The organism is Lelliottia sp. F153, from assembly GCF_002870005.1.
GTDB lineage: Bacteria > Pseudomonadota > Gammaproteobacteria > Enterobacterales > Enterobacteriaceae > Enterobacter > Enterobacter nimipressuralis.
Genome location: NZ_PKFT01000007.1, coordinates 84,848 through 96,829 on the forward strand (window position 1 = coordinate 84,848; position 11,982 = coordinate 96,829).

The 11,982-nt window shown below is 55.8% G+C and carries 13 protein-coding genes; 4 read left to right on the forward strand and 9 right to left on the reverse strand.

Features of this window, described 5'->3' with window-relative positions:
* Positions 1-28 precede the first annotated feature (28 nt).
* From F153LOC_RS15805 to F153LOC_RS15815, 3 genes are all read right to left on the reverse strand, one after another.
* A complete protein-coding gene (locus tag F153LOC_RS15805; RefSeq protein ID WP_100778540.1) occupies positions 29-1,093 on the reverse strand; it encodes a methyltransferase in 1,065 nt (354 codons plus the stop codon).
* 69 nt (positions 1,094-1,162) lie between these two features.
* Entirely contained in the window at positions 1,163-1,552 is a 390-nt protein-coding gene (locus tag F153LOC_RS15810) for a hypothetical protein (RefSeq protein WP_100780797.1), read from the reverse strand.
* Positions 1,553-1,848: 296 nt separating this feature from the next.
* Entirely contained in the window at positions 1,849-2,898 is a 1,050-nt protein-coding gene (locus F153LOC_RS15815; protein ID WP_100778541.1) for an AI-2E family transporter, read from the reverse strand.
* Positions 2,899-3,042: 144 nt separating this feature from the next.
* Between F153LOC_RS15815 and F153LOC_RS15820 the strand changes: the two genes are divergently transcribed.
* Positions 3,043-4,257 (forward strand): MFS transporter, encoded by a 1,215-nt coding sequence (locus F153LOC_RS15820; RefSeq protein WP_102105305.1) that lies wholly within the window; start codon positions 3,043-3,045, stop codon positions 4,255-4,257.
* Between the two features lie 6 nt (positions 4,258-4,263).
* On the opposite strand, the gene F153LOC_RS15825 is transcribed toward F153LOC_RS15820, so the two are convergent.
* Positions 4,264-4,821, reverse strand: coding sequence for a DcrB family lipoprotein (locus tag F153LOC_RS15825; RefSeq protein WP_100778543.1), 558 nt, complete (start codon positions 4,819-4,821; stop codon positions 4,264-4,266).
* Between the two features lie 72 nt (positions 4,822-4,893).
* Entirely contained in the window at positions 4,894-5,559 is a 666-nt protein-coding gene (locus F153LOC_RS15830) for a 7-cyano-7-deazaguanine/7-aminomethyl-7-deazaguanine transporter (RefSeq protein ID WP_102105306.1), read from the reverse strand.
* Between the two features lie 190 nt (positions 5,560-5,749).
* Between F153LOC_RS15830 and tusA the strand changes: the two genes are divergently transcribed.
* The gene (gene tusA, locus F153LOC_RS15835) at positions 5,750-5,992 is read left to right on the forward strand and encodes a sulfurtransferase TusA (protein WP_100778545.1); all 243 of its coding nucleotides are present in this window, start codon (positions 5,750-5,752) and stop codon (positions 5,990-5,992) included.
* Between the two features lie 75 nt (positions 5,993-6,067).
* On the opposite strand, the gene zntA is transcribed toward tusA, so the two are convergent.
* Positions 6,068-8,248 (reverse strand): Zn(II)/Cd(II)/Pb(II) translocating P-type ATPase ZntA, encoded by a 2,181-nt coding sequence (zntA, locus tag F153LOC_RS15840; protein WP_102105307.1) that lies wholly within the window; start codon positions 8,246-8,248, stop codon positions 6,068-6,070.
* Positions 8,249-8,323: 75 nt separating this feature from the next.
* The gene (locus F153LOC_RS15845; protein ID WP_100778547.1) at positions 8,324-8,950 is read right to left on the reverse strand and encodes a lysoplasmalogenase; all 627 of its coding nucleotides are present in this window, start codon (positions 8,948-8,950) and stop codon (positions 8,324-8,326) included.
* Between the two features lie 128 nt (positions 8,951-9,078).
* Between F153LOC_RS15845 and F153LOC_RS15850 the strand changes: the two genes are divergently transcribed.
* Complete coding sequence (locus F153LOC_RS15850; RefSeq protein ID WP_102105308.1) at positions 9,079-9,438, forward strand: DUF2500 domain-containing protein; 360 nt, start codon at positions 9,079-9,081, stop codon at positions 9,436-9,438.
* 50 nt (positions 9,439-9,488) lie between these two features.
* Here the strand turns inward: F153LOC_RS15850 and F153LOC_RS15855 are convergent, their stop codons facing one another.
* Positions 9,489-9,770 carry a DUF1145 family protein gene (locus F153LOC_RS15855; RefSeq protein WP_102105309.1) on the reverse strand — a complete coding sequence of 94 codons (282 nt, stop codon included), beginning with the start codon at positions 9,768-9,770 and terminating at the stop codon, positions 9,489-9,491.
* Positions 9,754-10,353, reverse strand: coding sequence for a 16S rRNA (guanine(966)-N(2))-methyltransferase (rsmD, locus tag F153LOC_RS15860; RefSeq protein ID WP_102105310.1), 600 nt, complete (start codon positions 10,351-10,353; stop codon positions 9,754-9,756). The genes F153LOC_RS15855 and rsmD overlap by 17 nt, the downstream gene beginning before the upstream one ends.
* A 127-nt stretch (positions 10,354-10,480) precedes the next feature.
* Here rsmD and ftsY point away from each other — a divergent pair, with 127 nt between their 5' ends.
* Positions 10,481-11,980: a signal recognition particle-docking protein FtsY gene (ftsY, locus tag F153LOC_RS15865; protein WP_102105311.1), complete on the forward strand. Its 1,500-nt coding sequence runs from the start codon at positions 10,481-10,483 to the stop codon at positions 11,978-11,980.
* The last annotated feature ends 2 nt before the right edge of the window (positions 11,981-11,982 follow it).

Below are 11,982 nucleotides of genomic sequence, written 5' to 3' on the forward strand. Positions count from 1 at the left end.
GCGTCAGCCGTCAGGTATTTCACAGAATTTATTGTTCGTTTTTCTGACAAATCAGTAAGGTATGCCCTAACCCTAAATTGTCCAGTCGTTGCTCTACGTGGAAACCCGCCTGCTCCAGGTAGTGATAAAATTTCTCGGCACTATAAAAGCGGCTGTTGCCATTCGCCATGCAGGTGAAATAGAGCGAGGTCGCGTTCAGGCTGAACGAGGCCGCTTCGAATTTCTGGGCATCCCAGAACAGCTCCATAATGCATAACCGTGCGCCCGGCTTCATGACCTGAGCCACGTTTCCCAGCATGGTGACAATCTGATCGGGAGAGAAGCAGTCGAGGAACTGGCTCATCCACCACACGTCAGCTTCGCCCGGCAGTGCCGCGTTGCTAAGCATATCGACAGCATGGAACCCAATGCGATGAGATAATCCTGCAATTGCGATATTTTCCTGCGCCAGCGCTATTTGCTGCGGGAGGTCGAGGATCGTAATGGCGACATTTTCATCATAGCGGCAACAGCGTAAAGCCCATTTACCGGTATTTCCGCCTACATCGTACAATTTTGTCGGCTTGCTTGCGAATATATATGGCAAAGCGGCATCAAAAGCGGCGTCAGAATAGTAATGATCAAACGCAAACCAACTCTCTTTCGCCTGCGCCGGTAATTGCGACAATGCAGGATAGATAGTCGGCCATTCGCCAAATACCGATAATCCCGCGGGTTTTTCCTGTTTAAGGGAATCGGAGAGGTGGAATAAACCCTGATAACAAACGTCCTGGGTAAAATCCATATTTACGCGGGTCATGGTGTCATGCAGAAGAAAATGGCCTATTTTTGCCAGGTAGTACAGCCCCTCTTTATGGGTAACGATTCGTCCGCTTAATCCCATATCCAGCAGGACGCTCACTGCATATTCATTCAGTGTGCTGTTTTCAACAATCTCAGCCAGGCATGCACCCTGTTTTCCCTGTTTATCCAGCCAGGCTAAAACGCCAGAGTTACGCAGACAGAGCGCGGTTTGAAACAACATCGGAGCAAAAGCGATACGTTGTGCTTCTGTAATGGCATCCAGCGCACTGAGCGAATCCGTTTCGTACATTATTGCGTAACCTTTAACTGGTCAGAGAAATACGTTATCGGGCCGATAGCGGCCCGACTTTAAACAAATTTACTGCGCGGCGCTTCTGGCGAGATTCAGCTGAATATCTTTGTCGAGATTGCGAACCCAACGGTTGTAATTTTTATGAATCTTACCGTCGCTGGCTTTCAGGTTCAGGCTATTTTCGTAATTAATTGAATAGCTTGTGGCCGTGTACGGGATGCGCACTTCGGCGCTATGGTCGCGTGCCTGCAGGCGGCCTTTGATCACACCCGGACTGACTTCGGTCATAATCCAGTCGCGCTGAAGACCGGCTTTCAGAATCGCCGACTTAACCTGCTCCGCAGAATGGCCCGCGCTGACAGTAGAATGAACCTGATCAACCGGGGCAGTACGCGCACAGCCTGCCAGCGCACCCATAATGGCAAACGCCGCACACCATTTCACAATCTTCTTCATCAACAACTCCGTATCAATAATAGTGATTTCGTCCGCGATATTTCCGCAATATAACGATAAAGATAAACTTAAGCTATTACGAAAAATATCATTCGTGCGTTATTTCTTTTTTTTCATTGCCAATTTAACTTTAATTAACGCGATAGCAATGTAGACAACGATTTTGTTATCGGCTTTGCTAAGAGAATATTCACTTAAATATAACAATTATGCCGATTTAAAAAAATCGGCATAGAGTGTATAGACCTGATGAGGAACGTAAACCTACCCCGGTTGGTAGGTTTATGCTGAAAACGTTATCCGGGGAGTCGGCTTTTCGGACGTCCTGGTCCGAGAAGAATCGCCAGTTTCCCGCCGCCTTTCGTGGTCTCCATCCATATTTTACAGACGCTGGTCAGCGGTACCGAAAGGAGCATTCCCACGGGGCCGAGTAGCCATCCCCATATTAATAATGACAAAAAGACCACCATTGTCGACATGCCCAGACGGTGGCCCATCATGCGCGGCTCGACGATATTCCCGAGCACCATATGCACCGCCAGAAATAGCGCGCCCACCAGCATACATTCGTAAAAGCCGTTGAACAGAAACGCCTGAATCATCGGCGGCACGGCAGAGAGCACCGCGCCGATGTTAGGCACGTAGTTGAGCAGAAACGCCAGCACGCCCCACATAAGCGCGAACTGCACGCCCATCAGCGCCAGCCCCAGCCAGACAATCGCCCCGGTCCACAGGCTCAGCAGCGTTTTCAGCGCCAGATAGTGTGAAACACCCTTCAGCGCGCGGTGCAGCCCGGCGATGTGGATTTGCGGATTGTTCAGGGCGAAACGCAGTTTGTACGGTACGTGGCGCACTTCGAACAGCATAAACACCACTGTCATCACCAGCAGTAAAATGCTGGCCATCGCGCCAGAAAGCCCGGTCATCAGGGTGGTGGCGAAGGTCATGACTTTTTCGGAGTCCATGCGTCTCAGCATGCGTTCAGGGGAGATGTGCAAATTGAGAAACGGCAGCATCTGCTGCAGATCGACAATCTTGCGCGTCAGCTCTTTATTGTATTTCGGTAGCAGGGTGGAGAACTCACTCAGCGACGCCGCCAGCACGCCAAACAGCGCGGTCAGCACGATGAGCATCACAATGACTACGATGGTGATGGCAAGCGGGCGCCGCACGCCACGTCGAATAAACCAGGTAACTAACGGATTGAGAACAATGGCAAAAAAAAGCGCCAGCAACAGCTGAACGATAATATCCGCCGCCGCGTGAATGCCAGCGAGAATTACCACCAGACAGGCGAGCTTTAATAAAATGTGGAGGCCCGTCTTGTCGGGCTGGGGGGTTGTCATGCTGATTCCTTTTGTTGTGTGCCCGTTAAGTGTAGCGCCTGGAGACCGCTGCGTTTGACGCCGTTAATCTGAAAGTCACTGCTGCTTTTCGCCCCCTGACGTGGTAATAGTGAAACACTGTTGCAAAATTCCAGGTAGAACCTCATGCCCGTACCTGCCGCCGAACCGACGCTGAGCGGATTACGCCTCAATCTGCGCATTGTTTCTGTTGTCATGTTTAACTTCGCCAGTTATCTCACCATTGGGCTGCCGCTGGCGGTTTTGCCCGGTTACGTCCATGACGTGATGGGATTTAGCGCCTTCTGGGCGGGGCTGGTGATTAGCCTCCAGTATTTCGCCACGCTGATGAGTCGCCCGCAGTCGGGGCGCTACGCGGATCTGTTTGGCCCGAAAAGTATTGTCGTGGTGGGATTGTGCGGCTGTTTCCTCAGTGGCCTGAGCTATCTGCTGGCGGCGACCACCAGCGCCTGGCCGATGGTTAGCCTGGCGCTGCTGTGTCTTGGGCGTGTGATTCTGGGCATCGGGCAAAGCCTGGCGGGCACCGGCTCGACCCTGTGGGGCGTGGGCGTCGTCGGCACGCCGCATATCGGGCGCGTGATTTCGTGGAACGGGATTGTCACCTACGGCGCGATGGCTCTCGGTGCGCCGCTTGGCGTGGTGTGTTACGCGTGGGGCGGGCTGCACGGGCTGGCCATCACCATTATGGTGGTGGCGATGATTGCGATTTTACTGGCGCTGCCGCGTCCGAAAGTGAAAGCCAACAAAGGTAAACCGCTGCCGTTTCGCGCGGTGCTCGGACGCGTCTGGCCTTACGGCATGGCACTGGCGCTGGCCTCCGCCGGTTTCGGTGTGATCGCCACCTTCATCACCCTCTTTTACGATGCCAAAGGCTGGGACGGCGCAGCGTTCGCCCTGACGTTGTTTAGCTGTGCCTTCGTTGGCACGCGGTTACTCTTCCCGAACGGCATCAACCGCCTCGGCGGGCTGAACGTGGCCATGATCTGCTTTGCCGTCGAGATTGTTGGTCTGCTGCTGACGGGCATTGCCAGCGAGCAGTGGGTGGCGAAAATCGGCGTGTTCCTTGCGGGTGCGGGCTTTTCGCTGGTCTTCCCGGCGCTGGGCGTGGTGGCGGTGAAAGCCGTGCCACAGCAAAACCAGGGCTCTGCACTGGCGACCTATACGGTATTTATGGATATGTCCTTGGGCGTGACCGGGCCACTGGCCGGGCTGCTGATGGCATGGGCAGGCGTTCCGATGATCTATCTGGCGGCGGCGGGGCTGGTGGGTGTGGCGCTGTTGTTGACCTGGCGCCTAAAAAAACGGCCCCCGGCGCAAGCGACGGAGGCCGTTGAATCGTGATGAAAATTATTTGATCACGACGGTATTAATGATGTTTTCCGCAGCGGTTTGCGCCTTCTGCTGATCGTCAGCAGGCAGGGTGATTTGCATGGTCAGCAGTTTGCCGTCCACTTTACCCAGCACCACGGAGGAGTAAGCGGTCTGGCCTTTGGCAGAGATAATGCTGTCGAGCTGTTGCAGGGTGTGGCCTTTCAGTTCGATGGACTTGTTGGTCACGACCTGCAGCTGCGGATCGCGGCTACGCTGTTGATCTTCCAGACGCTTGGTCAGCACGGCCAGGTCTTCGCTGGTGTCGTCACCGACAATCACGATCACCGCTTTCTGCCCGGTGGCGTCTGAATAGACGTGCATGTTGTTCGCCTGGGTACCCAGCTTGCCGCTCTGATCGGTCATATCCGCCGGCAGAGAGAAACTGAGTTTGCCATCCATCAAATTCACCGGTTGTCCGGTGGCGTTACTTTCAGCAGACGCGCCCTGAGCAGGGGTCTTCGTATCGCTGTTATCACAGGCCGCAAGGCCCACAACCAGCAGGCCAATCCCGACATATTTAACCAGATTGCGCATTGACTTCTTCCTTTCGATAAACGGCCATAACGGCTCATTTGTCCATCTTATCACAACTGATAAAGCGAACCTTTAACCAGCCTGTAATGCAGACATTTCGGATTTATCCGCCAGCCTTTTCAGGAGCATATTCAGCAGCACGCCGTACATCGGCAGGAAGAACGCAATGCTGATCAGCACTTTGAAGCAGTAGTCCACCAGCGCGATTTCCATCCAGTGGGCGGCCATAAAGGCATCCGGGCTGCGCCAGAAGGCGATAAAGAAGAAGGCGAGGGTATCGCTGACGTTACCGAACAGCGTGGACGCCGTCGGTGCCATCCACCAGCGGTGGTTCTGTCGCAGGCGGTTAAAGACGTGGACGTCGAGGATCTGCCCTAGCGCATAGGCCATAAAGCTCGCGGCGGCGATACGGGCGACAAACAGATTGAAGTGCGTCAGGGCTTCAAAGCCCTGCCAGCTTCCCATATAGAACAGGGAAGAGATGACGTAGGAGATGAACAGCGCGGGCAGCATCACCGCGAAAATAATGCGTCGGGCCAGCGGCGCGCCGAAGATGCGCACGGTCAAATCTGTCGCAAGGAAGATAAACGGGAAACTGAACGCGCCCCAGGTGGTATGGAAACCAAAAATGGAGATGGGCAGCTGAACCAGATAGTTACTGGAGGTGATCACCAGCAGGTGAAATAGCGATAGCCAGAACAACGCTTTTACGCGCTGCGATTGAGAGAACTGCGTCATATTGTGACCTTTTTATGATTTGGGGTGAGGGAACCCAATAAAAACCTACCGGGGTAGGGTTTAAAGCCGCCGCATAATACTGCTTTTGGAGGGTATTGCAATGGCTAATTTTCGCGCAATCGTTAACCTGGTTTGCTTTGCCGAAAACGCGGCGTAAACTACAGCCGTTTTTGATGTGAACGAGAAGATGATGACCAACCTGTTTTCCAGCCCTGACCACACGCTTGATGCACAAGGCCTCCGTTGCCCGGAGCCGGTAATGATGGTGCGCAAAACCGTGCGCAACATGCAGACCGGCGAGACGCTGCTGATCATTGCTGACGATCCTGCCACCACCCGCGATATTCCGGGCTTTTGTACCTTTATGGAACACGAGCTGGTGGCGCAAGAGACGCAATCGCTGCCGTACCGGTATCTGCTGCGCAAAGGATAATCGCGTTTGCCGGGTGGCGACGACGCCTTACCCGGCCTACACCATTCTCGCGTGATTATCGCGTTTGCCCGGCGGTTATGACTTTCGACGTAACAACCGCAGAGCGTTGGCTGTCACCAGCACCGTCGCGCCCGTATCCGCCAGCACCGCCAGCCACAGACCTGTTATCCCGAGCAGCGTCGTCACCAGGAAGATCCCCTTCAGCCCCAGTGCAATCGTAATGTTCTGACGAATATTGGCGCGGGTGGCGCGCGCCAGGGATATCATCTGCGCAAGCCCGGTCAGACGGTTATGGGTAAGCGCCGCATCGGCGGTTTCCAGCGCCACGTCGGTGCCGCTGCCCATCGCAATCCCGATCGTCGCGGCTTTCATCGCCGGGGCGTCGTTAATGCCGTCGCCGACCATCGCCAGCGGTGCCTGAGCGTTCAGCCCGGTAACAGCCTGCACTTTATCTGCTGGCAACAATCCTGCCCGGTATTCCAGATCAAGCTCGCTGGCAATCGCTGCCGCTGCACGTGGGTTATCGCCGGTCAAAATCACACCCTGAATACCGAGCTTATGCAGTGCCGCCACGGCCTCTTTGGCATCGTCACGCAGGGTATCGCGCAGGGCCAGAACCCCTTTCGCCACGCCGTCGACAACGACGATCACCACCGTCTGCCCGGCCTCTTCCAGCTCGCGGATCTGCGGGCTAAATGCGTCAGCGGGGAATTTATCGGCGGCACAGATCAGCACCTGGCGTCCTTCGACCACCGCTTCGATCCCTGACCCCATTAGCGCGCGCTGCGCGCTGGCTGCGGGGATAGTCAGCCCGCGCGACTGGGCCTCACGCACAATCGCCTGCGCCAGGGGATGGGTAGATCCCTGCTCAACGGCGGCGGCCAGTGACAGCAGTGCGTCGTCGGCAGGATAAATTCCGGTAACCTGCGGTTTACCAACCGTCAGGGTCCCGGTTTTATCGAAGGCAATCTGCTGAACCTGGCTGAGCTGCTCCAGCGCGGCACCGCCTTTAATCAGCGCTCCGCGTCGCGCGGCTGCCGCCAGACCTGAGGTAATGGCCGCAGGTGTTGAGATCACCAGCGCACACGGACAGCCGATCAGCAGCAGCGTCAGCCCTTTATAAATCCAGGCCTCCCACGGGGCGCTGAACAGCAGCGGCGGAACCACCGCCACCAGCAGGGCAATCAGCATAATCACCGGCGTGTAAATGCGGCTGAAGCGATCGATAAAGCGCTCGACGGGCGCGCGGCGCTCTTCGGCTTCTTCGATAAGCTTCAGAATCCGGTCAATAGCGCTGTCGCCCGGTTCGGACAGCACCGTGAGCTGCACCAGTCGGTCCACGCTGGTGGCCCCAGCAGGGACTTTCTCGCCCGTCTCCCGTTCGACAGGAATTGATTCTCCGGTCAGGGCGCTTTCATCGAAACTGGCGTTTGCGGTGATGAGCGTACCGTCCGCAGGCAGACGGCCCCCGGCAGCCACTTCCATTACATCGCCGGGGCGAAGTGTAGTGATGGCAACAGTTTTTCGTTCTCCGTCGACCACGACCGTCGCCGTTTCCGGTTTCAACGCCATTAACGCGCTGACCCCTTTGCGTGCGCGGCTCGCCGCCCAGCCTTCAAGGCGTTCGCCAATCAGGAACAGCAGCAGGACCATCGCCGCTTCTGCCGTCGCACCAATAAACAGCGCGCCAATCGCCGCGACGCTCATCAGTGTTTCAATGGCGAACCAGCTGCCGCTTTTCATCAGGCGCAGGGCCTGACGGGCGATCGGGAACAGGCCGACCAGGGTCGTTGCGATAAACGCCAGATTGCCGAACGGATGATTAAAGTGTTCCAGCGTCCAGCTCAGCGCCATCATGATGATCAGCGTAATGAGCGGCAGATTTTCCCGCAGGGGAGAGGTTTTTTCGGCAGGCGTCTGCTCGCTGCGCAGGGAATAGCCCGCGCGGGTGACGGCTGCTTCGACTTGCGCACTGACATCTTTTTCAGCGCTGATGAGCAGCTTTTCGGTCGCGAACAGCACCTGAACGTGGTTAACGCCAGCCACCTGTTTGACGGCGTTTTCGACTTTGCGCGCGCAGGCGGCGCAGTCCATCCCGTTGATGATCCAGGTGTAGCGCTCGCCGTTTTCAGGCAGCACGGGTGCCGTCTGGGTTTCGCATCCGCTGTCGCAGCAGCAGTCGTCTTTCGCAGGCGCGGGGCTGAGTTTCAGCGCCAAGAATTGCGGCACTTTTTTCGGTGTTTCTGGAGTCGACATGGCACTCTCCGGTAATGATAATTTTCTCATTAACCGCAGCATACACTCTGGAGTCGACTCCAGAGTCAAGCACTATTAAATATACAGCGAGCGGACTATCAGGAAATGCCCGGCGAAGTAGCAGGCGGCGGCGATAGCGTTATCCGCGCGGAAACGACGGCGGTAGTGACTTCCCAGCCAGACAATATTCCCAATCAGCAGCAGGGCGGCACCAAAGAACGCCGACATCGCAGGCGAGGTTGGGCGGAAGAACCACAGTTCACCGGCCAGCCAGACCATCACCAGCGTCATGGCGATAAAGGTACAGACCGGCCAGCGCATCTCTTCCAGCCGTGTCCAGATCACCGCCACCAGCAGTGCGCCCATGACCAGTAAGATCAGCGGCAACGGCCAGAAGAAGGAGAGGGTCATCTGGCTGGCGAAGTAGATGGTATAGAGCAGATGGGAAAGGAAAAATGCCCCGATGGCATAAAGCAAACGCTGGCGCGGCAGCAGGGTAAGCGCGTCACCAATCAGCGAGGCGCACAGACCTGCGAGCACCAGATAGCTCACGGCATTGAACATTGGCGCCTGCCAGGCGAGCAGCAGCAGGAGCAGCAGTGTCACCGGTTTAAACAGCCAGCGCTGCCACGTTGGACCGCGATACGACGCATCGACATAAAGCCATGCGGAAAAACAGACAGCGATAAATGACCAAAGCATATTAACTCCCTGTATCTGTTATTTTTGAATCATACATTCTGATTCAGTGTAGTGACGCGAGCAGGCGTTTGGCAATGCCGGATAAGCCGCGGTATCCTGATTTCCGCATAATCTGATGGGATTCAACAATGAGCAAAATGCCGCTTTTCTTCGTGGTGGTGGTGGCCATCATCGTCATCGCCGCTTCGTTTCGCTTTGTGCAGCAGCGCCGCGAAAAAGCCGATAATGACGCCGCACCGCTCTTACAAAAACGGGTGGTGGTGAGCAATAAGCGCGAGAAAGCGCTTAATGAGCGCCGTTCCCGGCAGCAACAGGTGACGCCAGCAGGCGCGTTAATGCGCTATGAGGCGAGCTTTAAGCCGCAGAGCGGTGGGCTGGAGATGACGTTTCGTCTCGACGAGAAGCAGTACCATCAGCTGACGGTGGGGGATCGCGGGCTGTTGAGCTATAAGGGATCGCGGTTTGAAGGGTTTGCGGTCGAGCCGTAACTCGCCGGGTGGCCCGGTCTACAAAAGCTGTACACCGGGCTGCATATGACTTATTTCTTCGCCTGTGCTTTAAACTTTTTCATCCACACCAGCAGCTCGAACACGCCGAAAATAAAGACGCGCAGTTGCTGCCAGCCGGTCATCGCCGGCCCGTCTTTCGGCAGACCGTTTTTCAGCATCACCATCTGCAGGGCGTGCATAAAGGCGGTGAAAATCAGCGCCACGTTGACGAAAATGTTCATCGGACGTGGAAACGGATGGACGAGGTTCAGGAGCAGAAACGCCCAGACGCCCAACATCAGCAAACGGCCAAGATTAATCAGAACTGGCATCAGGCTCTCCTTCTACTTCACGGTGATACAAACGATAGGCGACCTGCCCTGCGACCTGTTCGCGGTGCAGATCCCAGTGAACGGGAACCGGCGGTAGGCCATTTTCCACTTCACTTTCGACATAAATAAGCGCGTTATCCGCCAGCCAGCCGTTGTTTTCCAGCAGCGTCAGCGTCTCTTCCAGCAGCCCCTTGCGGAACGGCGGGTCGATAAATACCACGTCGTGCGGCGTGCCCTTTTGCGCGAGGAACGACAGAGTATTGGTATTCACCACGTTGCCGTTGGTTGCTTTGAGGGTCGCCAGATTTTGCTGCAACTGCTGCGCAACGCCGCGCTCCATCTCCAGCAGGGTAGCGCTTGCGGCATAACGCGACAGCGCTTCAAGGCCGAGCGCACCGCTTCCGGCAAAACAGTCCAGGCAGCGGGCGTCAACCATCGACGGGGCCAGCCAGTTAAATAGCGTCTCGCGAACGCGATCGGTTGTCGGGCGCAGTCCAGGGCTGTCAGGTACAGGCAGTTTGCGGCCTCGCCACTGGCCGCCAATAATACGAATTTGTCCGGCCGGGCGGTTCGTTTTCTTCATTTCAGGAAAGCTCTGCTAACAATTGGCCTGCGATTCCAGGCGGTGATGTTAATTAGGTAAAGTGTTAGACTATTTCATCATTTTTATAGCTTCCATGTATATAGCACCGCGAGGAGTGTCGTCGCAGATGGCAAAACAAAAAAAACGTGGCTTCTTTTCCTGGCTGGGCTTCGGCGAAAAAGAGCAAGAAACAGAACAGAAAATCGAAGAACAGCAAGCGGTTGAAGAGCAGTCACAGCCCGAAACGCCTGTTGAAACCGCCGCGGTTGTAGAAGCGGAAGAGCCCGCGCACAGCAAAGAAGAGATCGACTCCTTCGCTGAAGACGTGGTTGAGGTAACCGAACAGATTCAGGAGATTGAGAAACCGGAGCCGGTAATTGTTCCTCAGGCGGTCGAGGCTGTCGTTGAGCCGGTTGTCGAAGAAGCGCCTCAGGCTGTGATTGAGCACGAAGAGCTGCCGCTGCCGGAAGAGGTCAAAGCCGAAGCGATCGCGCCAGAAGAGTGGCAGGCGGAAGCGGAAACCGTAGAGATCGTTGAAGCCGTTGAAGAAGAAGCGGAAAACGCGCCTGAAATCACCGATGAAGAGCTGGAAGCCCAGGCGCTGGCCGCCGAAGCCGCAGAAGACGCGGTGATCGTGGTGCCGGTCGAAGAGACGGAAGATGAGGCCCCGGCGGAAGAGATCGTTCAGGAGCAGGAAAAACCGACCAAAGAAGGTTTCTTCGCGCGTCTGAAACGCAGCCTGGTCAGAACCAAAGAAAACCTCGGTTCCGGATTTATCAGTCTGTTCCGTGGCAAAAAAATCGACGATGATCTGTTTGAAGAGCTGGAAGAGCAGCTGCTGATTGCCGATGTCGGCGTGGAAACCACGCGCAAAATTATCGCTAAACTGACGGAAAGCGCCAGCCGTAAACAGCTGCGTGATGCCGAGGCGCTGTACGGCCTGCTGAAAGACGAGATGGGCGAAATTCTCGCAAAAGTTGACGAACCGCTTAATATTGAAGGCAAAACGCCTTTTGTTATTCTGATGGTGGGCGTTAACGGCGTCGGGAAAACCACCACTATCGGTAAGCTGGCGCGTCAGTTTGAGCAGCAGGGCAAATCGGTGATGCTGGCGGCGGGCGATACCTTCCGTGCAGCGGCCGTCGAGCAGCTGCAGGTCTGGGGTCAGCGCAACAACATTCCGGTGGTTGCGCAGCACACTGGCGCAGATTCTGCGTCCGTGATTTTCGATGCCATCCAGGCGGCGAAAGCGCGAAATATCGATGTGCTGATTGCGGATACCGCAGGGCGTTTGCAGAATAAATCGCACCTGATGGAAGAGCTGAAGAAAATCGTCCGCGTGATGAAGAAGCTGGACGAAGACGCGCCGCATGAAATTATGCTGACCATTGATGCCAGCACCGGACAGAACGCCATCAGCCAGGCGAAGCTGTTTGATGAAGCGGTCGGGCTGACCGGGATTACGCTGACCAAACTGGACGGCACCGCCAAGGGTGGAGTGATCTTCTCCGTGGCGGATCAGTTCGGCATCCCAATCCGTTACATCGGTGTCGGCGAACGTATCGAGGATTTGCGTCCGTTTAAATCGGACGACTTTATTGAGGCACTATTTGCCCGAGAGGATTAACA